Below are 22,358 nucleotides of genomic sequence, written 5' to 3' on the forward strand. Positions count from 1 at the left end.
ATCCATAAGTTATAATAAGTTTCTGAATTTCTGTGAATAATTCAGGAATAAAAATATACAAAGGCTGTTGACATCGATTTGCTATCTTGGTACATTAATAAATGTCGCTGCTTCACATGAGGTAGGTCAGATAAAAAAGTGTTGACAAAGCACTTTATACTTGATATAATATATAAGTCGCTGCTATGAAGAAACAGCGAAGATTGTTCCTTGAAAACTGGACAAAACGAAACGTCAAATTCTTTTTGAGCTTTTATCAAACATCTTTACTGAGAGTTTGATCCTGGCTCAGGACGAACGCTGGCGGCGTGCCTAATACATGCAAGTCGTGCGGACCTTTTAAAAGCTTGCTTTTAAAAGGTTAGCGGCGGACGGGTGAGTAACACGTGGGCAACCTGCCTGTAAGATCGGGATAACGCCGGGAAACCGGGGCTAATACCGGATAGTTTTTTCCTCCGCATGGAGGAAAAAGGAAAGACGGCTTCGGCTGTCACTTACAGATGGGCCCGCGGCGCATTAGTTTGTTGGTGGGGTAACGGCTCACCAAGGCAACGATGCGTAGCCGACCTGAGAGGGTGATCGGCCACATTGGGACTGAGACACGGCCCAAACTCCTACGGGAGGCAGCAGTAGGGAATCTTCCGCAATGGACGAAAGTCTGACGGAGCAACGCCGCGTGAGTGAAGAAGGCCTTCGGGTCGTAAAACTCTGTTGCCGGGGAAGAACAAGTGCCGTTCGAACAGGGCGGCGCCTTGACGGTACCCGGCCAGAAAGCCACGGCTAACTACGTGCCAGCAGCCGCGGTAATACGTAGGTGGCAAGCGTTGTCCGGAATTATTGGGCGTAAAGCGCGCGCAGGCGGCTTCTTAAGTCTGATGTGAAATCTTGCGGCTCAACCGCAAGCGGTCATTGGAAACTGGGAGGCTTGAGTGCAGAAGAGGAGAGTGGAATTCCACGTGTAGCGGTGAAATGCGTAGAGATGTGGAGGAACACCAGTGGCGAAGGCGGCTCTCTGGTCTGTAACTGACGCTGAGGCGCGAAAGCGTGGGGAGCAAACAGGATTAGATACCCTGGTAGTCCACGCCGTAAACGATGAGTGCTAAGTGTTAGAGGGTTTCCGCCCTTTAGTGCTGCAGCTAACGCATTAAGCACTCCGCCTGGGGAGTACGGCCGCAAGGCTGAAACTCAAAGGAATTGACGGGGGCCCGCACAAGCGGTGGAGCATGTGGTTTAATTCGAAGCAACGCGAAGAACCTTACCAGGTCTTGACATCCTCTGACCTCCCTGGAGACAGGGCCTTCCCCTTCGGGGGACAGAGTGACAGGTGGTGCATGGTTGTCGTCAGCTCGTGTCGTGAGATGTTGGGTTAAGTCCCGCAACGAGCGCAACCCTTGACCTTAGTTGCCAGCATTCAGTTGGGCACTCTAAGGTGACTGCCGGTGACAAACCGGAGGAAGGTGGGGATGACGTCAAATCATCATGCCCCTTATGACCTGGGCTACACACGTGCTACAATGGATGGTACAAAGGGCTGCGAGACCGCGAGGTTAAGCCAATCCCAGAAAACCATTCCCAGTTCGGATTGCAGGCTGCAACCCGCCTGCATGAAGCCGGAATCGCTAGTAATCGCGGATCAGCATGCCGCGGTGAATACGTTCCCGGGCCTTGTACACACCGCCCGTCACACCACGAGAGTTTGTAACACCCGAAGTCGGTGAGGTAACCTTTACGGAGCCAGCCGCCGAAGGTGGGACAGATGATTGGGGTGAAGTCGTAACAAGGTAGCCGTATCGGAAGGTGCGGCTGGATCACCTCCTTTCTAAGGAATGAAAGGAAAACTTCGTTTTCCAAAATTAAGTTTGACGTTTCCGTTTTGTTCAGTTTTGAAGGTTCAATCCTTCAACATGTGTTCTTTGAAAACCGGATAGGAGAAACAAACCAAGTAAACCGAGAATCGCTTATTTTTGGATTTAATCCTTTTATGGTTAAGTTAGAAAGGGCGCACGGTGAATGCCTTGGCACTAGGAGCCGATGAAGGACGGTACAAACACCGATATGCTCCGGGGAGCTGTACGTAAGCTTTGATCCGGAGATTTCCGAATGGGGAAACCCCCTGTCTTTAATCGGACAGGATTCCTGCCTGAATCCATAGGGCAGGAAGGGCACACCCGGGGAACTGAAACATCTCAGTACCCGGAGGAAGAGAAAGCAATTGCGATTTCCCAAGTAGCGGCGAGCGAACAGGAAACAGCCCAAACCGGAAGGCTTGCCTTCTGGGGTTGTAGGACACTCATATGGGAGTTACAAAAGAACGGGGTAAGTGAAGCGGCCTGGAAAGGCCTGCCGGAGAAGGTAAAAGCCCTGTAACTGAAACTTCGTTCTCTTCCGAGTGGATCCTGAGTACGGTGGGACACGAGGAATCCCGCCGGAATCCGGGAGGACCATCTCCCAAGGCTAAATACTCCCTAGTGACCGATAGTGAACCAGTACCGTGAGGGAAAGGTGAAAAGCACCCCGGGAGGGGAGTGAAAGAGATCCTGAAACCGTGTGCCTACAAGTAGTCAGAGCCCGTTAACGGGTGATGGCGTGCCTTTTGTAGAATGAACCGGCGAGTTACGGTCTCATGCAAGGTTAAGCTGAAGAAGCGGAGCCGCAGCGAAAGCGAGTCTGAACAGGGCGAAAGAGTATGAGGCCGCAGACCCGAAACCAGGTGATCTACCCATGTCCAGGGTGAAGGCAAGGTAACACTTGCTGGAGGCCCGAACCCACGCACGTTGAAAAGTGCGGGGATGAGGTGTGGGTAGCGGAGAAATTCCAATCGAACTTGGAGATAGCTGGTTCTCTCCGAAATAGCTTTAGGGCTAGCCTCAAGCGGAGAGTTTTGGAGGTAGAGCACTGTTTGGACGAGGGGCCCTCATCGGGTTACCGAATTCAGACAAACTCCGAATGCCAAAAACTTATGCTTGGGAGTCAGACTGTGAGTGATAAGATCCATGGTCGAAAGGGAAACAGCCCGGACCGCCAGCTAAGGTCCCAAAGTATACGTTAAGTGGAAAAGGATGTGGCGTTGCTTAGACAACCAGGATGTTGGCTTAGAAGCAGCCATCATTTAAAGAGTGCGTAATAGCTCACTGGTCGAGTGACGCTGCGCCGAAAATGTACCGGGGCTAAACGTATCACCGAAGCTGCGGATGGACACCGTTTGGTGTCCGTGGTAGGAGAGCGTTCTAAGGGCGTTGAAGCCGGACCGGAAGGACCGGTGGAGCGCTTAGAAGTGAGAATGCCGGTATGAGTAGCGAAAGAAGGGTGAGAATCCCTTCCACCGAATGCCTGAGGTTTCCTGAGGAAGGCTCGTCCGCTCAGGGTTAGTCGGGGCCTAAGCCGAGGCCGAAAGGCGTAGGCGATGGACAACAGGTTGATATTCCTGTACCGCCTCTTCACCGTTTGAACGATGGGGGGACGCAGGAGGATAGGGCAAGCGCGACACTGGTTGATCGCGTCCAAGCAGTTAGGCCGGTGCGGAGGCAAATCCTTCGCGCCAAGGCGGAGCTGTGATGGCGAGGGAAATTTTAGTACCGAAGTTCCTGATTCCACACTGCCAAGAAAAGCCTCTAGTGAGGTGAAAGGCGCCCGTACCGCAAACCGACACAGGTAGGCGAGGAGAGAATCCTAAGGTGAGCGAGAGAACTCTCGTTAAGGAACTCGGCAAAATGACCCCGTAACTTCGGGAGAAGGGGTGCTTTTTGGGGTGTATGCCCCGGGAAGCCGCAGTGAATAGGCCCAGGCGACTGTTTAGCAAAAACACAGGTCTCTGCAAAGCCGCAAGGCGAAGTATAGGGGCTGACACCTGCCCGGTGCTGGAAGGTTAAGGAGAGGGGTTAGCCGTAAGGCGAAGCTCTGAACTGAAGCCCCAGTAAACGGCGGCCGTAACTATAACGGTCCTAAGGTAGCGAAATTCCTTGTCAGGTAAGTTCTGACCCGCACGAAAGGTGTAACGATCTGGGCACTGTCTCAACGAGAGACTCGGTGAAATTATAGTACCTGTGAAGATGCAGGTTACCCGCGACAGGACGGAAAGACCCCATGGAGCTTTACTGCAGCCTGATATTGAATTTTGGTACAGCTTGTACAGGATAGGTAGGAGCCTTGGAAACCGGAGCGCCAGCTTCGGCGGAGGCATCGGTGGGATACTACCCTGGCTGTATTGAAATTCTAACCCGCACCCCTTACCGGGGTGGGAGACAGTGTCAGGCAGGCAGTTTGACTGGGGCGGTCGCCTCCTAAAAGGTAACGGAGGCGCCCAAAGGTTCCCTCAGAATGGTTGGAAATCATTCGCAGAGTGTAAAGGCATAAGGGAGCTTGACTGCGAGACTTACAAGTCGGGCAGGGACGAAAGTCGGGCTTAGTGATCCGGTGGTTCCGCATGGAAGGGCCATCGCTCAACGGATAAAAGCTACCCTGGGGATAACAGGCTGATCTCCCCCAAGAGTCCACATCGACGGGGAGGTTTGGCACCTCGATGTCGGCTCATCGCATCCTGGGGCTGTAGTCGGTCCCAAGGGTTGGGCTGTTCGCCCATTAAAGCGGTACGCGAGCTGGGTTCAGAACGTCGTGAGACAGTTCGGTCCCTATCCGTCGCGGGCGCAGGAAATTTGAGAGGAGCTGTCCTTAGTACGAGAGGACCGGGATGGACGCACCGCTGGTGTACCAGTTGTCTTGCCAAAGGCATCGCTGGGTAGCTATGTGCGGAAGGGATAAGTGCTGAAAGCATCTAAGCATGAAGCCCCCCTCAAGATGAGATTTCCCACAGTTTATACTGGTAAGATCCCTGAAAGATGATCAGGTTGATAGGTCCGGGGTGGAAGCGCGGCGACGCGTGGAGCTGACGGATACTAATCGATCGAGGACTTAACCAAATAGAAAAGCGGAGGTGCCTTGTTTAGCCCCGACAAGCGAATGTTCTGACCGGCATGGAGCCGTCTTTTGGCTCCGTGACGGGCAGGTTATTCGACCTCGAGGGGCTAGGCACCGGAGCTGGACAATAGAAAAGCGGAAGCGCCTCGCTCATCGGCGTACGGATTTCGGAGCTTTCGACTGAGATAAAGGAAACACGGCGAGCCCCTAAAGGCGAGCCGATGTTGACTTATCGTAGGGAGAAAGCGTAGAAATACGCTAGCCGATAGGCGCTGGAGCTAGACAATTCTCAAAGTTAGAAACGCATTCTCCGTTTACAGTTTTTTCTCCCATCCGGTTTTCAGGGAATCACATAATTCCTGTTGATAAGCAATGGAAACTTTGCTATAATGATTTTTGTCATTGAGGTCCGGTGGCGATGGCGGAAAGGTCACACCCGTTCCCATCCCGAACACGGAAGTTAAGCTTTCCAGCGCCGATGGTAGTTGGGGGTTTCCCCCTGCGAGAGTAGGACGCTGCCGGGCCCGATATTCCGCAGTAGCTCAGTGGTAGAGCAATCGGCTGTTAACCGATCGGTCGTAGGTTCGAATCCTACCTGCGGAGTTATATGCTTCCATAGCTCAGCAGGTAGAGCACTTCCATGGTAAGGAAGAGGTCATCGGTTCGAGCCCGATTGGAAGCTTATAGTTTTTTGGCCCGTTGGTCAAGCGGTTAAGACACCGCCCTTTCACGGCGGTAACACGGGTTCGAATCCCGTACGGGTCACCATTTACATATTTGGAGGATTAGCTCAGCTGGGAGAGCGTCTGCCTTACAAGCAGAGGGTCGGCGGTTCGAGCCCGTCATCCTCCATTTTTATGCCGGCCTAGCTCAATTGGTAGAGCAACTGACTTGTAATCAGTAGGTTGGGGGTTCAAGTCCTCTGGCCGGCACCATTTACGGAGGGGTAGCGAAGTGGCTAAACGCGGCGGACTGTAAATCCGCTCCCTCAGGGTTCGGCGGTTCGAATCCGTCCCCCTCCACCATCCATTTTTTTGGACATGCACTTTGGTGCATTTTTTTGGTGAGAGGGTTCATACTATAGATAATTGGGCCATAGCCAAGCGGTAAGGCAACGGACTTTGACTCCGTCATGCGTTGGTTCGAATCCAGCTGGCCCAGCCTTTTGCTATTGAATTGGCGTAGCCATTTGATATATAGATTTTTACGAGCCATTAGCTCAGTTGGTAGAGCATCTGACTTTTAATCAGAGGGTCGCAGGTTCGAATCCTGCATGGCTCACTCTTTTCTTTTTTTAAAGTGTGTGGTATTCTATAAATATGCGGAAGTAGTTTAGTGGTAGAACAACACCTTCCCAAGGTGTGGGTCGCGGGTTCGAGTCCCGTCTTCCGCTTAAAGTTTAAACGCTCAAACCTCTTGATATAAAAGGGTTTGAGCGTTTTTTGCTTTTCAATAAATTGTAGCTCACGGAAGCACAATTTATGACTTGTTGACGGATTGTTGACGGTTTGATTCTTTTTGGCTTTTTGACCGGAAAATAGTATCCAATTTTTCAGCTGCCGACTTATCCGCAGTTCGGAGCGCGTGGCCGTAAGTATCCATCGTAATACCGATATCAGCATGCCCAAGTCTTTCTGATATAATTTTAGCATGCACACCCTGGTTAATTAGAAGCGTAGCCGAAGTATGTCGCAGATCGTGCAGGCGGATATGCCTTACTCCAGCTTTTTTAACAAATCGGGACCACCATTTGCTTGGTGTCGTCGGATAAAGATGATGACCGTATTCGTTACAAAACAGCCATTGGTGTTCTTGCTCATATGCATCGCCCATTTTTTCCTTTTCTTTTTCAAGATACTTTACATAAAACTTTAGCTCATCCATAACGGTTTTAGGCAACGAGACAAGGCGTGCCGACTTTTTAGTTTTAGTTGACTTGATTTCGGGTTTATTATTTTCTCCCATTACAATGGTCTGGTCAATCTCAATTGTCTGCTCGTCAAAGTTTATTTTCGAGACTTCAAGCCCTAATAATTCGCCTTTCCGCAGCCCGCCGGCCAATGCGAGGGAAGTAAAGATCCGCCAATGGATCGGCTCAGATTGTACAGCTAAAAAAAGTTGTTCCACTTCTTCCTCGTCATACACATTAACTTTGTGCATTTCCTCATCCTTATTTCGTGGCTTTTTCACACCGTCTACCGGATTGTTTTTTACCAGCTTCCATTCGTAAGCACGGCTCATGATGTTCCTTATCACCCGGTATGTATATTGTTTGACGTGGATTGAGCTTTCCCCATTTCCATCGGTGCGCTTTAGATTATTCAAAAGGTTTACGATGTGTATTGTTTTGATTTGGTCTAGCCTAAGGTCACCAAGCACCGGTTCTATATGGTTTTTAAAGTTGCTCAGATAATTATTTAAAGTGCCACCTGACAGGGCTTCTTTTGCATATTTTTTCTCCCATTCCTTTACAAACTCAGATAGTACCATTTTTTCAGGTGCAATATATTCCCCGGCTTCCACTTCAATTTTAAATTTTGTCAGTTCATCATTTAAATACTCATTGAGTTTTTTCTTTTTCTTTAATAACTGCGGATCATTAACATGGATTGTTTTTGTTCTTTTTAGGCGTTTTCCCTTCGCACTATATCCAATCTCAACAACAAGTAGAAAAGAGTTTGCGCCACGTTTTTGTATACTTGCCATATTCATTTACCTCCATTTTGTACAAAAAACTCATTGACATTGTACAGAAAATTAAGTACGTATGTTCTTCTTTAGTTCTAAAGAAAAGCCCCTCAGGGCCTTTCTTATCTTTCACATGCATAATTGTCGTGATCCCGGTCCATCTTTTCTTGATAAGCAGGGTGTCCTTTCGGCACTCCGTTTGGATATTTTTTTCTCAACTCGGTACAGTTTGCAAAAATTTCTGTTGCCCCGGAAGAAGCGGGAGCACTTGTAGCCGATGAACTTGAACTATTTGAAGATCCAGAACTCGTTGAATGCCTCGTTGTGCTGGAACTTGATCTACTGGAAGCTGTGCTTGTTCCTGCCGATGCCTTTGCACACCCATTGAATCCAGAATCAGTTACAAATCCACTATCTGACCATATATTGAGGTGCCTGCTTTTAGCAGCATTTTCATCACTTTCATATTTTGAGAGATACTTGTATGGTGGGTTATAAATGTAAGCTACCCGGGCGTATCCGCCTTTCAGTAATTCTTCCTGGACTGATTTTCCGTTGACATAAACATAGGCCAGCAACCGACCATATTTATCATATTTATCACCGTTGGTTTCAAATTCGAGTGTCAGCTTGCCACTATTAACCAGCTGCTTGTTTTTGTTATAGGCACTTTCCGCAAACGGCTGTACACATGTTCCTGGTTTCTTTTCCTCTGGCGTGTCAACCAACAGGTACCGCACCGTTTCAACTTTCCCATTGTAGTTTACCTTTATTGTGTCACCATCAACCGTCTCGACTAATGTAACAGCTTGTTGATTAGATGATGATGCCGGCTTTTTAGTCGTATTTGTGCTGGAACTTGATTTGCTTGTTTCTTTTTTATCAGCTGTTGCAGCAGTTGTGCTTGCTTTGCTGGAATTTGAAGCGTCGTCTTCAGTCTTTTTACTATCATCTTTCTTGTTACCGTTATCTTCCGTCTTAGATTCGTCTGATTTTTTACTAGATGATGGAGCATCAGCTTTATCTTTATCTTCATCTTGTACTTTAGACGATGCTGTTTGTGTATCGACATTGCTCTTTTTAGTAGCTGTATCTTGATTTGGGGCTGAAATTCCAAAAAGAATAAAAAATACAATAGTAAGGATAAGATATCCGATCCCAGCGGATTTCTTTGTCTTCTTCTTTGACCAAAAGGCAACGTTTGGTTTGAACAGACCTACAAATATTAAAACAAGAGAAACTAATGCCAATATCAGAAAGATGCCGTAGATGTGAGTAAATACAAATTTTACTGCCTGGATTGCCAAACCAATTAAAAATAAAACAATAATAAATCCCAGGCAACCGGTTCCTCCCTTTTTCATTTCTTGAACCCCCTAAATTAATTTGCAAAATGCGTATGTTTTGCTTTCCATTTTTCTAAAGCGATAAATAACCAAAAGCTATATATTCCTAGTGTGATCACGCAGAAAAACCACCATTTAATCCAGTTTCCAAACAACTGGACTGCTGTACCATCGAAACTCAAGCGCCGGCCTTCTACAACGGTGTGTTTGGTTTTCCAACTATAAATCATAGTAAAAGACCATGGGTAGCAGATCCCCAGTGTACAAACCGTTACCAAAAATCCTAAAATGCAATAACCGATGTACTGTGCTAACCCCCCATCAAAATGTGATTCTAAATTCTGACTTGCTGCAACCGGACTTGCCATTAAAATTCCCCCTGTAAAATATTTTTATATTAATCTCTTTATGAGATTACGCACAATTATGAAATCAGCATATGTATTTAGCAAGAGTGTTATAAAACTTCAATGCCTCATCTTTCCCTTGTAGTAGCTTTAATTCATGCTTATCGTGCTTTGTGGTAATCATAATTTTATCGGACATAGACCAAAACTTATCCTTTACGATCCCAATTTCATCAATACGGGAATAGGGAATGGATACAACTCCTGTTTCTTTACCAAGCAAGGATTGGTCAACAAAAATCAGACGTTTATTTGTCAAAGCAACAAAATCAATGGCTAGACCATAAACATGCTCGATTGTTTCCCCATCGAATAGAAATTCCTGTATTTGCTTTTTGTACCTGTCTTCTGCAGATGTGTTGAAAAAAGCCAAAGTAATTTCCTCCTTAAAAGTATTGTATATAAATAATTTCTATTTAGAGAATGCTGACTTTTCATGTAAGTATAATTGCAGGAAAAAAGTACCATTTTTCATCTATAAAAAACGTTCCATTTCATAAGGAATGCCATTTTCTCGGAGTACATCGAACTTAGTTTCGTAATCTTGCATATTTTTATTGTATAAAAGCAGATTGACAGCGAATTCATTTGCTTCGCGTTCGATTTTTGCCTTTGAAAACAATGTGTTTTTATGAAGAAATGGCGTGTTTTCATTAGGGTGTAAGATAGCATGTCCAAGTTCATGAGCACAGACAAACATCATTAAATAGTCATCTATGTCACAATTGATCGTAATTACCTGTTGTCTGACATTTTTCATATAAAAGCCTAGAGTATTGCCTAAAGGGAAATATCTTATGATAATATTTTTGTGATCAGCAATCTCAAATGGATTGTTTGTTCTGTGCTTTTTTATTTCTTTATTAACAATCTCTTTTAACCAATCCATAATCCTTCACCCCTAAGCTTCATCATCTGGATCTTTGCGATATTTCTTCGGAGTGAATTTTTTCTTTGCGATTTGCTTAGTCAGGCGAAGGTTGCTTTCAATTGCGGCTCGCACAAGTTCTCTTGTTTCCTCATCCATTGGTTCCCCGTCGAATGCTAGCGCCGTGTCGGAGTCCATTTCTTCCAGGATGCTTTCCATTTTTTTTGCAATGTCTTTTTCGTCTTTTTCTGTCAGTTTCGGGAGATCACTAGACCGACCTAATAAATAATCGGTTGTAACGTCTAATGCTTTAGCAAGATCCTTAAGCATTTCATTAGATGGTGTACTATATTCATTTTCATAGTTACTTATGGTTCCCTTGGTTGTCTTGACTAAGTGGGCAAGTTGTTCTTGGGTAAGTTTTTTGTTTTTTCGTGCCTGACGGAGCCGTTTCGCTAGCACCTTAATCACCACTTCCATTTATGTACAAGTTTATTGTACAGCAAAAACAGGATCTTTAAATAAAAGTACAAGAAAATCATATTTTTCTATTGACATACAAGAAACTTGTACTATAATGGGGATATAAAGTTCAAGATTCTCATACGACAGGAGGGGATAGCTTGAGAAATGAACGCCTTGCTAAGGCACGCCACCGGAAGAATCTAAGCCAAAGTGAATTAGCAGAGAAGCTTGGATGCAGTAAGCAAGCCGTTAGCAATTGGGAAACCGGATATTCTAACCCACCTTTAAAAATGGCAATAAAATTATCTGAGATTCTTGATAAAGATGTCGATTATTTATTCGGCAAAAAAGTACAAGATTCTCAAACAAAGAAGGAGGTTTGTTAATTGAACTCATTGCAAGTCTTCAATTTTAAACAAAATGAAGTTCGCACCATTTTAAAAGATGGCGAACCATGGTTTGTTGCAAAAGATGTAGCAAGTATTTTGGAATTTAAAGATGCTTTTTCGATGTGCCAGCATTTAGACGATGATGAAAAGCAAAACCTTCAATTAGAAGGTTTTAAACGGGGAGCTATTGCCATAAGCGAGTCAGGACTATATTCAGCAATACTCCGCAGCCGCAAACCTGAAGCCAAAGAATTCAAACGTTGGATTACCCATGAGGTTATCCCGTCCATCCGAAAACATGGCGCATACATGACACCAGAAACGCTCGAAAAAACAATCAGTGATCCTGACTTCCTGATCGGGCTACTTACCAATCTCAAAGAAGAAAAAGCAAAACGAGTTAAGGCCGAGCAGGAACGAAATCAATTGATCGAACAGCAAAAAGCTGACCTACCGTATACAAGTTTTGGAAAAGTCGTTTCAAACTCAACTGGTGCAATCAGTATCGGAGCATTTGCCAAAATGCTGTACGACAAGCACGGCATCAACATCGGCCGTAACAAATTATTCGCTGGCTACGTTCCCATGGATATCTCATCTCCGGCGGACGGTGAACACAACAATCCAAAACAAACTTATTTGGAACAAGGGTTGTTTGTTGTAAAGCCAACCGTTGTCAGCCGAACAGAAGGAGACGTTGAAAAACTAACACCTCTAATTCACTGGCAAGGGGTCAAATCAAAATTGGCCGAACTCCTGATCAAAGAATTTGAGGTGGTGGTCTAAATGCGTAACAACACCCTAACAGTCCAAGAAGTTGCAACTTATTTAGGTGTTCACCCAGACACAATTTATACCATGGTCCGTGAAAAAGCAGATCCCATTTTTCCGAGTTAGGAAACGCATCTTCTTTTCGCGTGAATCAATCGATAAATGGATTGCTGCCAGGAAAACAGTGTTGCATCGTTCTAGTTTTATCTTACTGTTTTCTGATGTCCAGAATAAACAAGATCTTTGTACAGGGGGAAACTACTGATGAAAGAATCTGCAAAGGTGCAAGAAGCCTTGGCGATTCTGCAACAAGAAGGACTAACACAGAAACAATCGCACAAGACACTTACCAGTCATATGAACTCCATTTGTTCGTTTGCTTTCCTTGCGCATGGTACTTATTTCTACAGCGTGCAGTACGGTATGTCTGGATATTTTTAATACTTAAGCTCGTTAGTTAGGACGTGCTCAAAAGCCTTCCTGACCGTTCGGGCCAATACCCTCCTGGCATGCAACTTGCCGTGGCATACCAAGACCTTCTTTAGCGTCTTCGTCTCTATTTCCTACGTGAGGCATAGTAGCTGCTTCAAAGGAACCAGTTCGGAGGCTTGCATACGAGTTTACTGCTTGCCCTCCTACAAGCTGCCTACTACGTACTCGAGTAGCTCCGAGCCCATTGCTAGCTGTTGGACGAGTACTATAACCTTGCTCTAATACCAAAATGACATTACCTTCTTAGTTTCTTTCATGAATCTTTTGATGCTTCACTCTCCGCTTAAACTACTAATGGTTTCTTCTAAAAAACGGCCAACTAAACGGTTTTCGTTAACTCGTAATGTTTACGACATTTTGTACGGACGTAAATCGACTTTGGCTTGACCTTGAGCCCGTCGAGTTGTACCGTCTTTACGCTTACTAACTAAAATTGGCCAGAGAGCGTCTCGACTTCGCTAACTTTCTTGCCTTTTAGGTCGTCCTGGCTTAGTTACGGTACTAAACACTTAACTAGCTTTTTCCGTAACTATAAGTGTTTTAATATAAAAACCCACCAGTTGTTTTACCCACTCGAGTATAAGTACCCTACCAAACAAGGCCGGCATTAGTAACCGTCTACCGAAAATCTCCTCACCGACTTTACTTATAAATGCTTTTCCGACTTTAATAAGACCTTCGTAACAGGCTTATGTAGTTGCAGCTGCTACTTCGAAAAGTACTGTAAATATAGTTTCGTTAGCAGTTACCGAACCAACTTTAATCTGTTTTTCTTTTCGTCATTCTTCTACGCGAAGTTTGATGGGAAATTGCTTCCTTTAATATATGTACAATTAAACGAGAAAGTAATATGGTGTATGTCGCTCCACACACTTTACTTCTTCTTTACCTAATCGATAAGTTCACAATTAGCAATAAAATTTTTTCACAAACCGGCGTCAGTGCCCACCAAATAACTCTGGTGTCTGCGACAGTAATAGTAGTTTCTAATACTGGTATCGGCCGACTATCTAGTATTCGTTCTTTAGTTCAGCTTTGATCCGCACTACGAGCGGATCAGGTGGCCTCTATCGGAGGGCCACGACTACTCTGTCCGGTTTCCGTCACCGCCTTATCATCTGCGATTTTAGACTCTCAGTCCGACGCTCAGCCAAGCTAAGGCTGTATCTCGACCACGATCCCAGACCTGTGAACGTTCCACGTTTAGGAACGAACGGAAAATCTGTTTTTTTCCTCCACTTAAATACTAAAATTGGAAATAATCAACCTAACAAAGATAAGAAAGAGACTAACAAAGCTAACAGCATTACTAAGTCATGTCCTTGATTATACGAATTTAAAAAATTATTCTTTCCCCGCTCATTTACTTTTAATTTTGTCCACTAACCGAATTTGACTTAGCGAAACTTTTCGTGTAGAACAACACGGACCGTTAAGTTCGACCTTCCCCTTTTCTTACTTTGTCGGTCACGAATTACACTTACCCTTTGCTAAGTTTCAAGTGTCGTAGCTAACCATGGCACTGCCTTCCTAAACGTCATAGTGTCAAACCTACTTACCCTTCTCGTTTTGTTAAAAGTTACTATTAGGAAGATAAAGTTCATACCTTAACAAAAGCTACCACTTTGCCTTCTGAGTATAAGTGTCGTAATGTACGAACTAAATTCGGTCCTTCCTGACTATTGTGATACTTGTGTTAACTTGTGGGGCTATAATGTTCTTACGCGGCCATACCTCTAGACTCTTTACTGGGCCTCAAAAAGCCAAAGCTGATAAAGCCACTACTTTAGAAAAAACCGCTTCTTCATCAACTTTAACTACCACTAGAGCAAAACGTTCTATTGGAAGTTAACATAGACCTTCTTCAAACACCACGCTTCAAAATGTGTCGGATTATTTTTTGAGGGAAACGGCTCCCTCACTTTGCGTGTTTATAATTGGTAGTGTTTGTAAAATGTCCAGAAACTTTTGATTTAGTTCTCCACTTCTTTGTACCGCTACTTAGTTTTATGGTAAGGATGTTTCCTTTACTCGGCCATACTTACCGAGGTTCTCGCGTGTTTCCCTTAACCGCCGTCGCTACGACCGCATTAAGATCCAGATTTATTTATGGCGTGTCGTAAACTTAACACCGAACTTTTTTGGCCGGTCCATCTCGGTTTTCTTTAGCTGTCACTTCGTTAAATAACCCCTTTAGTTTACCTCTTACAGCACCGTTTCCTCAAACTTTTCGCGTGACTATTTTTCCAAGCGGCCAGTTTGAAATACATAGTTGTAGGTCTAATAGGAAAATAGGCACCGTTACATCTATCTAACCACCAGCCGCTCAGACGCCACGACCTTACATTCTGTCGGTCGCGCATAGAACGCTTTCTCACCCGTCCACTACTCCAAGGCCGGAGTATGGAACAGGTTCAGGTCGTGATAAACCCGCAATGTCCGGCCCTTTTTCCTATGTAACGGCACGACTAGCCGCCTTTGGCCAAGCACACCTTCCTTTAGCTCGCACTGCTTCTCAACTAGTTGTACTAAAAACTTCGGCTTTTCTTGAAAACCCTTTTGTTACACTACCGGCCACAACGGGGCTTTGACCTGCCTTCATCGCGTCGGCTCTTCATGGACCGACTTTTTATACGATTTAGCCTAGGCCTATTTCTCTAACAAGAAGGGTTTCTAAAATTACGGATAAACTTCCTTATGAACTTCTATTTCCTTTTGCTCTTCGAGTAGTTTTGTCGATTTTGACTCTAGCTCTTGTTTTAGTTCCGACTTAACTTCCTACGACTTTAGCCAGTCCATTCACTAATGGAACAGTGAACCTTTTTCGTCCATGTTTTGGCCCAACTGAGGTTTCGCAATGCTCTTTTCAAGGGTCTGTAAATGGTCGTCCAAAACTTTCTTTGTAGTAAGGCGTTTAAACGCCATTTCCTCCAATTCATTACCGATGTTTACGTCGTGATTTTTTAGTTTAACGTTTGTTTGTCCTTCCTTGTTTTGTTCATAGACGGGTCAGTGACCCCAATTTCCGTGACGACTTATGGGGTTGCTACGTCTTCTTTAAGCTCGTCCATGACCTGTTCTTTCGCGGTGTCAAATACAGAAGTGACGAATTAGAAATGTTGCCACTGGGTTTGTAAGTCCGGCGGCTTGGTTACTCATAATAAAGTTCACGGTACCAACGTCGTTCGGAACTAAACGGCCACCTGTTCTTGGACCCAATACGTACCTAGCACGGTAAGATACTATCGTTCTTTCCGGTATTTCGTCGAGTCAAAGTTGAACCGATATTTCCCATGTAAGTCGACCGAAACTCCTGTCCTGTTATATTCCGTTATTTGCAATAACGTCAGGCTCTTCCGCTCGAATTCTTTACCTTAGCTAACTGCCTTCTTTAACTTGACCTAGACCTTCCACGGTGTTCGCTATTCCATCAGCCGATGACGCCTATAAAATTCGACTAATTGCCTAAACTCTTCTGTCAAATAACCTGGTTTCTACTCTAGCTTCGCGTGGCCTAGGCCGTGTTGTTTTACTTTCTGTTCTTTCGAGAATTATTGCAAACCTTTTCGCTAATACTGCGTTACCGGTACTTCTGTCAATAGGCCTTGTACGAGCCGTTTACCCCGTAGGACTCGCAACTTTACGTCTGACGACAATGACTCCTACTTGCTCTTTGCGTACTGTATTGTCTACTTCACCTACTGCTCGGCCTTCATTAACTAATAGTAGGTCTTGGCCTTCTTTTCTTTCTTCTTCAACCTGGACTAGGCGTTGGCCTTTGTCTTTTACTTTTTGTCAGTCAATTCCTTTACTTTCTGTTGCTCAAAGGTAAAATTATTTTCGCAGGGGAGAAGAAACTCCCCCGACGGTTATTTTTATTCCACCACTTTTGAAACCGTGCCGGTTTTTTTCTTCCTTACCTGATAAAAGGCGTACTATGTCTACGTCATTTACTACTTTTTTAACTTCGAAATGCCAACGAAATACCCTTGCTACCTATACGAAAAATAAAGTAGGACGATCTTTCTTAAATGGCGTGGCGTCTTAAACTTGAGCTGTAAAGACTGCGTCTTTGATAAGTCTATGAGTCGTCTTTTCATCCCCAAAGACGACTCTTTAAACTTGTTTACAACCTTTGTAGTGAGTTTGCCTTTACAAAGCTGGCTCTCCGTATACTCTTGTCCTTTCAAAACTGTAGGGGGCCCTATTTTTCGTCCCGCCCCCACCACTAACTTTTCGCTTTTTTCTACGTCTTTGCGATGGTTGATAGTTTTTTACTTCAAAGACGGGGACAAAGACTACTCAAAGACGGCGTCTTTGGTCTGTCTTTGCGGCGTCTTTCATGTGTTTCATTTCATTTCGTTTCATTTCATTTCTTTTCATTCATACGACGATATCTTAGGCGGAAAAATTTAGAACCGCCTCCTTAGTAAGAATTAGGACTACTATAACGAACGTATTTATCTTACCGGCTTAACCTACAGCTTCAGCTCGTTTAATAAAGTACCTACTTTTGCTTTGTACTACTAAAGATGGCTTTTTTAGGTTTACCCTTCTATAGCAGATAATTTATGATACTTGGTATACAGTTACTATACATAGTTTTTGAATTTTCGTTACAACAAGGTAAAAGGCCTATATCCGGTTTTTTCTTCTTTGCGACCTCCTTGCTACCCTTGCCTACTTTGCTCTTCCTTTTGAAAGAAAAGAACTCCTCCCGTCATTTACTTGCGACTAGTCTAGAATTTTTATAATTTCTGCTAGTTGAGACGGATAAGCGCCAAACTGCAATGGCTACTAGCCTAACGAAATACCCCTCTGTACGAGTTTCTATACCTGAAATTGTTCCATTACGTGGCCGATTTTCGGGTATAGTTTCTATTCGGAAAGGGTGGAAGGTATAGGCTTTATAGCCAGATACTTTGTGGATTTTTGCTTAAAAATCTCTTTATGTCTTCTACCGTTGAGCTCCCCGACTTGCGTAACGTTTTGTTGCTTCTCTACTTGCACCTGTCAGACTTGTTGTCGGAGCGAGGCTGTTCACTCTGCGATCTTCGGCTTTTATACCAAGAACCCCGGCACAAAAACCTTGGTCTGGACTATTTACTTTAGCAAGACCTCGGCCTTGTAGACTTGGTATACTTTTTGGCCGAGTAAAACTTTCGTTACTTTCTCGACGTTTCGCTCTTACACCCTTAACTGTGACGTTGCCAACAGTTGTTCTAGCCTTTGTTGAATCTTTTACAGCCGCCCCAGAGGATGTATTGTCTTGATCGACAAAGTACAGGCAGGTGACGTTTATAACGTAGGATAGTTTTATAACACAACCTCGTTATGTTCTGTGCCTTTGACCGTCTTCGACGCCGTTTAAAGGACTTGTTGTTTTGGCTAGTTTGCCGTCTACTGTAAATAGCTTGCATACACCTTTACGTCCTTTAACCCAATTTTTTTCTTTCGTTGTTTGCTCTTTGTGAATACCTTTAGATACGGCTCTACTTGCTTCTAGTGCCGCTCGAATGGCCTTAACTATGCCCAAAGTTTCTAAATTTGCTGTACTGGCCACCTGATTTACCGCCTCTGAATTAGTATCACCGCCGGTCCGGGAGTTACCCATTTTGTCGGAAACGGAATTTGAACCGTTACTTTACGACGCACTGACCACCACATCGTCTACATAAAAGAGAACTCTACGGCCTTTTCGTCGACTGTGTCGCGTACAATTCACGTTAGCCTTTATAACTTCCACGGTTCACCTCTTTGGGCATGGCCTGTAAAAGACTGCTTCTAGCTTTGTCCCGCTACTTTCGTTAGCCTTATATACTGTTCACCGAATACTTGTAGGTACTACTTAGGTGCGTTTGGCAGCGTCTCTATTCCCGCCGGCATTCTTTTTGCGTCGCCTTCATGGGCCTAGACTTTGTGTAACAGCACTATCTAATGGACGTCGACTAATGCTGCGAGCCTTTTAAACTGGCCGTGCTGGACCGTTAACCGTCGTAATGCGCTCTCAATTTTGTCTACCGTTCCGTCAAATTACATGGACATCACGAGAATAGCGTTGAAAGGGCTCCGCAACTCGTTTCTGTCCTGTTTGTGGGATACTACTCACTAGACGCGCTGAGACCGTCGTAACTCGTCCTACGTCTATACTAATACAAGAATATAGCGCTTCTAATAATACTTGCGCTATGTCTGCGTTTCTTGTAACAACTTTAGTTATAACGCTTCGTTGCTTTACCGGGACAGCCGTGCCATGTCGACCGTAAGTACTTTCTTATATCGTTCAAGAACGGTGATCTTTCCTCTATACTCCTTACTCGCGTGTTCGACAAAAATTTGTCTACGCATTAGTGAAAGACTTCTGACCACTTTAATACGTTCCACGACTTAAGTGATCCTTTTAACGTTACTCTATACTACAACTAAGGCATTAACTACCCGACAACTACAAATTAGCCATAGATCTACTTGTCGCCTTCCTTCACCCCACTTTTTTACTGGTTACGGTGTTATAGGCTCGATTTCGCCTCGGTGGATGAGGCGGTCGAGCTTTTTCACTTATAGTGACTTAAATTATTAGTTAGTTAGATGTTGGATAGAATAGTACTAGAGAACATGCGAAATTGGGAGGTTTTTTATGTTTACCCACTCACTATACCGTTTCTTAGGCCAATAGGTCGTCCGAATACTCGCACCGTTCGCACTTCCTTAGCTCTAGCCGTACGTCTACCCGTAATCGTTTCGCTAACCTAAATACGTCCGTTCCGATTTGTTTGACCGACTCTGCGGGCCCTAGCCCGGGTTCTGCTATCTCTTTAAGTTTGTCCGAAAACCTTTCCTCATAAAATTCACTTGGATGTTTTTAATAAACTTCGCGTCCGCCTTGACCTATCCGTGTAACAACTTTTCTTTCCTAACGTACCGCAATTAAACGATGGCTTGAATTAGGACCGAAACGTTCAACTTGAACCGCTTACACGTTTACTTACCGCTCCCAAATTCGTAACCTCGTTACTAGTCCTTGGCTCTTGTCTTTATGGCTAACTAACAGGCATAACAATGCCATTTCCAATGTACTTGGTGCTACTTCAAAAACTTCCACCTCTTGGAACCGGAACATTTTCCACACTACCTAGTCCACAAATGCCTATGTTTTTAGGAAATGAACTTCTTAAGCAGCTAACAGACGTAAAATAAAACTCGTAACCTTTGGCAGAACCCAACGTTCTATATTTAGGAACCCAACAACATCTCTCAACCAGCATTGAGCAAGCATATACGAAATTAGGAAAATGAACTTGGCGTCGTGATTTGAATGAGCTTCAACTTTTAGACAATATACAGAAGATAGCAGAAAAGCATGGTATGAATTTCTATTTTTCAAACTTCCATGGACTAGGTGAAATGCTCGGCTATACCCTGGGAAACAGATTGAAGCTGCCTATATCGAAAAGAATGCCGTAAATCATAGACGGCAGGAAAATGGATAATGACGGTGCAAACATGCAGGAACGAATGACAGCAAAAGAATACCGCAAGCAAACTAAAAAAACGAAGTACTGGCTCAAAAAAGTTGAATTGGATGGATATATCTTCGATAGCAAGATCGAGGCCAGATATTATGAACCAGCTCAAATGGTTGCAAGCAAACGATCAAATCTTATTTTATCGGTTACAGCCCGCGGTACTTGCTTCAGGAAGCTTTCGAGAAAAACGGAAAAAAAAATCCGCAAGATTGAGAACATCGCAGATTTCGAGATCCACCATTTGGATGGATCCCATCGAAGTTGTGGATGTAAACGGGCGTGGAAACTGAAGCGTTCAAGATAAAGAAAAAGCTGTTCGAACATAAATATCCCCATAAACTCAGCTTGGTTACATACAGCAAGAAGTGGGGCGGCTGGGTTGAGCTTGACGAGCTGGAGAAGAAGCGGAAGGCAGTAAGAAAATGGCACAGTTAGGGATTTAGTTTTCTAGCCTTCGAGTTGGCTCCATATTCGAGTCTTAAAACTAAGCATGACTATTTATATATACAACTCTCAAAGCGTCTTATAACCAAAATAAACAGTTTAGGAGTGGTATGGATGACAGTAACTTACGTTCATGATCCTGAGGACAGATACAATCTCCGAACCAGCACCGGATGGAGAGCCAAACGCCCCGGCAAGGATACAATCAGGTATCCTAACTCCGGAACAGCTGGAAGCGGGTAAGACGGGGCGAGCGCACAACGGATGAGATTGGCAATGGCAAGAAGGGTCGTTGAACATCGGGCCCTTATCTAAGGACCGTGAAGAATTGGTAGATATAACAGTCTAAGAGGAAGGGTTGAACAAAGAACGGATACGGAAGGATAGCATCTTATAGCAAGAAACATGCCGATGCTGGTAAAACGCGGCGGAAAATATGACTGGAAGTGATGGAGACAATGTCGGTTGACAGGCATGATCAAGCTTTTTGAAAAACTTGCGATACAGGCACGATAATGTTTACTGTCTTTGCGGATTTTCTTGAAATGTCGGCGTATAGATAAAGTTTGCGCCACCTAAACGTTGTATACTTTCTCGCACTCCGTGCCATGTACCTCTAGCACTTTTTCATACTGTTCTTCCTTTACCTTTATAAAGGAGTTTAGGAACCACTCGACTAATTGAGTGATCTGTTCGTAGGCAGTCTACACGACCCACTATAGAAATACTTTAACCTTGAAAGTTCAAGGACCGTACCAGTCAAAAAATGTGGCTACAGCGAACGTTTATACAAACGTCTTGACTGTTAATCGCCTATACTCTTCGTTTAATTCTTCTTTCCAATGAAGTGTAATTTACTCGGACGAACACCACCTCCTCGTTGGTATTAGCCGTACCAGTTACGTAACCTTTTTGCTTTCAATTTAATAGTCCGGACATACGCCCAACACCGTGTTCTATAGCTACGTTTTCGTCAAGTGTACACAATAGACGTCGACTCGGAAGAACCGCACCTACGCCAGTAAGACGTCCCGCTATGCGAAAGGATATTTAAAAGTCTGCATACCTACTGCGGTTTGGTATAAAACTTTACCCGTGCGAGTGCCTTTGTCCATGGCCTAGGTTTCGGTGTTAAACTTGTTGATTCGGAACGCGAAACTTACCTACATATTTTTTTTGGCCCAAGGGGCCGCACCATTTCCAACCAATGGATATAAAATGGTATCCCCCTTATGGCCACCTTCTTAATTTGTTTGTTTACCAGCGAGTTTATCTAAACTACCTTTTACGCCAAATATCCCAGCATCTACCGGTTGACTAGTTCCATTGTTTCGGTCCCTGTCCCAAGCCACTCGTTTAATAGTGCACCGTTTTATTATTCGGCTGGGTAACGTTTTAGTGAAAATGCCTTTTCATCTTGTTACGACGCTATCTTTCCCACTCTCTTACCGATTTAGAAATAATACCAACTATCAGTAGAACCCCAAAAATAGAAACCATTAATGAGTAAGATCACCACTAGTATAACCCCGCAAGGGAGCTCATTACAACGAAAGTACGGACCCTTATAACCGAAATACGCTCAGCTAACTTTTCCATTTATTCATTAAGTGTAATCTGGCTTTGATGCGCCCTTCCTCTTTGTCTATTAACGTTTCTTAGAATCTGCGGACAACACCGTCGTTTTACAAAACCAAACTATTCGTTTTACTTCTACATGAAATATACCTGTTGGCCGTCGACTTGCTACAGAACACACTACCTTCTTGTAACTTATAATTAGGTCTACACTAACGGCTAAAGGCCCTATACGGAAAACGTCTACTTAGCAAAATAAATCAACAAAAACTGGGTGGTGTAGAATAAGTACGTCCGCATCTAAGGACCAACCGGTTTTTCATGCCGGATAATCTACTTAATACCGTTAAGCTATATTTCGTTCCTAAACTTCTTACGTACGCCCAAAATTTTTGTTTGCCTTGTGAGTAAAAATTTACCTTGCTCCTAGTTCACGGAAACTTTCTTCATGACGTTCGATAACTGGTATT

The 22,358-nt window shown here is 44.2% G+C and carries 12 protein-coding genes, 9 tRNA genes, 3 rRNA genes and 1 pseudogene; 18 read left to right on the forward strand and 7 right to left on the reverse strand.

The window, feature by feature from the left end:
* Window positions 1-265 precede the first annotated feature (265 nt).
* The 12 genes from OF158_RS00900 to OF158_RS00955 all read left to right on the forward strand — a co-directional run bounded on the left by OF158_RS00900 (window position 266) and on the right by OF158_RS00955 (window position 6,307).
* Window positions 266-1,819 (forward strand): 16S ribosomal RNA (locus OF158_RS00900).
* Window positions 1,820-1,983: 164 nt separating this feature from the next.
* Window positions 1,984-4,916: ribosomal RNA gene (locus tag OF158_RS00905) — 23S ribosomal RNA — on the forward strand.
* 406 nt (window positions 4,917-5,322) lie between these two features.
* Window positions 5,323-5,438, forward strand: a 5S ribosomal RNA gene (rrf, locus tag OF158_RS00910).
* Together the 16S, 23S and 5S rRNA genes with 9 tRNA genes alongside form the textbook arrangement of a ribosomal RNA operon.
* A gap of 7 nt (window positions 5,439-5,445) precedes the next feature.
* Window positions 5,446-5,517, forward strand: a tRNA-Asn gene (locus OF158_RS00915).
* Between the two features lie 6 nt (window positions 5,518-5,523).
* A tRNA-Thr gene (locus OF158_RS00920) sits at window positions 5,524-5,596 on the forward strand.
* A gap of 11 nt (window positions 5,597-5,607) precedes the next feature.
* Window positions 5,608-5,682: transfer RNA gene (locus OF158_RS00925), tRNA-Glu, on the forward strand.
* A gap of 11 nt (window positions 5,683-5,693) precedes the next feature.
* Window positions 5,694-5,766: transfer RNA gene (locus tag OF158_RS00930), tRNA-Val, on the forward strand.
* Between the two features lie 7 nt (window positions 5,767-5,773).
* A tRNA-Thr gene (locus OF158_RS00935) sits at window positions 5,774-5,849 on the forward strand.
* 5 nt (window positions 5,850-5,854) lie between these two features.
* Window positions 5,855-5,939, forward strand: a tRNA-Tyr gene (locus OF158_RS00940).
* Between the two features lie 64 nt (window positions 5,940-6,003).
* Window positions 6,004-6,075: transfer RNA gene (locus OF158_RS00945), tRNA-Gln, on the forward strand.
* 47 nt (window positions 6,076-6,122) lie between these two features.
* Window positions 6,123-6,195, forward strand: a tRNA-Lys gene (locus OF158_RS00950).
* Window positions 6,196-6,235: 40 nt separating this feature from the next.
* Window positions 6,236-6,307 (forward strand) — tRNA-Gly (locus OF158_RS00955).
* 86 nt (window positions 6,308-6,393) lie between these two features.
* Here the strand turns inward: OF158_RS00955 and OF158_RS00960 are convergent.
* From OF158_RS00960 to OF158_RS00990, 6 genes are all read right to left on the reverse strand, one after another.
* The gene (locus OF158_RS00960) at window positions 6,394-7,626 is read right to left on the reverse strand and encodes a tyrosine-type recombinase/integrase (RefSeq protein WP_264302932.1); all 1,233 of its coding nucleotides are present in this window, start codon (window positions 7,624-7,626) and stop codon (window positions 6,394-6,396) included.
* A gap of 98 nt (window positions 7,627-7,724) precedes the next feature.
* Window positions 7,725-8,966 (reverse strand): thermonuclease family protein, encoded by a 1,242-nt coding sequence (locus OF158_RS17550; protein WP_080738156.1) that lies wholly within the window; start codon window positions 8,964-8,966, stop codon window positions 7,725-7,727.
* Window positions 8,967-8,983: 17 nt separating this feature from the next.
* Window positions 8,984-9,316 carry a YjgN family protein gene (locus tag OF158_RS00975; protein WP_035182903.1) on the reverse strand — a complete coding sequence of 111 codons (333 nt, stop codon included), beginning with the start codon at window positions 9,314-9,316 and terminating at the stop codon, window positions 8,984-8,986.
* A 64-nt stretch (window positions 9,317-9,380) separates the two neighbouring features.
* Window positions 9,381-9,728, reverse strand: a complete 348-nt coding sequence (locus tag OF158_RS00980; RefSeq protein ID WP_035182902.1) for a PH domain-containing protein — start codon at window positions 9,726-9,728, stop codon at window positions 9,381-9,383.
* Window positions 9,729-9,830: 102 nt separating this feature from the next.
* A complete protein-coding gene (locus OF158_RS00985) occupies window positions 9,831-10,244 on the reverse strand; it encodes an ImmA/IrrE family metallo-endopeptidase (RefSeq protein ID WP_052042130.1) in 414 nt (137 codons plus the stop codon).
* 12 nt (window positions 10,245-10,256) lie between these two features.
* Window positions 10,257-10,685 carry a helix-turn-helix domain-containing protein gene (locus OF158_RS00990; protein WP_035182898.1) on the reverse strand — a complete coding sequence of 143 codons (429 nt, stop codon included), beginning with the start codon at window positions 10,683-10,685 and terminating at the stop codon, window positions 10,257-10,259.
* 161 nt (window positions 10,686-10,846) lie between these two features.
* Between OF158_RS00990 and OF158_RS00995 the strand changes: the two genes are divergently transcribed.
* The 4 genes and pseudogenes from OF158_RS00995 (at window position 10,847) to OF158_RS01010 (ending at window position 12,289) form a co-directional block, all read left to right on the forward strand.
* On the forward strand, window positions 10,847-11,074 hold the full coding sequence (locus OF158_RS00995) for a helix-turn-helix domain-containing protein (protein WP_035182893.1): 228 nt from the start codon (window positions 10,847-10,849) through the stop codon (window positions 11,072-11,074).
* Complete coding sequence (locus OF158_RS01000) at window positions 11,075-11,863, forward strand: BRO family protein (RefSeq protein WP_264302933.1); 789 nt, start codon at window positions 11,075-11,077, stop codon at window positions 11,861-11,863.
* Window positions 11,864-12,113: pseudogene (locus OF158_RS01005) on the forward strand (helix-turn-helix domain-containing protein).
* On the forward strand, window positions 12,113-12,289 hold the full coding sequence (locus OF158_RS01010) for a hypothetical protein (RefSeq protein WP_264302934.1): 177 nt from the start codon (window positions 12,113-12,115) through the stop codon (window positions 12,287-12,289). The pseudogene OF158_RS01005 and the gene OF158_RS01010 overlap by 1 nt, the downstream one beginning before the upstream one ends.
* A gap of 5,383 nt (window positions 12,290-17,672) precedes the next feature.
* On the opposite strand, the gene OF158_RS01015 is transcribed toward OF158_RS01010, so the two are convergent.
* On the reverse strand, window positions 17,673-17,903 hold the full coding sequence (locus tag OF158_RS01015) for a hypothetical protein (RefSeq protein ID WP_264302935.1): 231 nt from the start codon (window positions 17,901-17,903) through the stop codon (window positions 17,673-17,675).
* Between the two features lie 1,882 nt (window positions 17,904-19,785).
* Here OF158_RS01015 and OF158_RS17590 point away from each other — a divergent pair.
* Both OF158_RS17590 and OF158_RS01020 read left to right on the forward strand, forming a co-directional pair.
* Complete coding sequence (locus tag OF158_RS17590) at window positions 19,786-19,830, forward strand: hypothetical protein (RefSeq protein WP_368043845.1); 45 nt, start codon at window positions 19,786-19,788, stop codon at window positions 19,828-19,830.
* On the forward strand, window positions 19,823-20,170 hold the full coding sequence (locus OF158_RS01020) for a DUF1064 domain-containing protein (protein ID WP_264302936.1): 348 nt from the start codon (window positions 19,823-19,825) through the stop codon (window positions 20,168-20,170). Before OF158_RS17590 ends, OF158_RS01020 begins: the two co-directional genes overlap by 8 nt.
* The last annotated feature ends 2,188 nt before the right edge of the window (window positions 20,171-22,358 follow it).

The sequence above is a fragment of the Weizmannia sp. WK01 genome (assembly GCF_025905465.1).
GTDB lineage: Bacteria > Bacillota > Bacilli > Bacillales > Bacillaceae_C > Weizmannia > Weizmannia faecalis.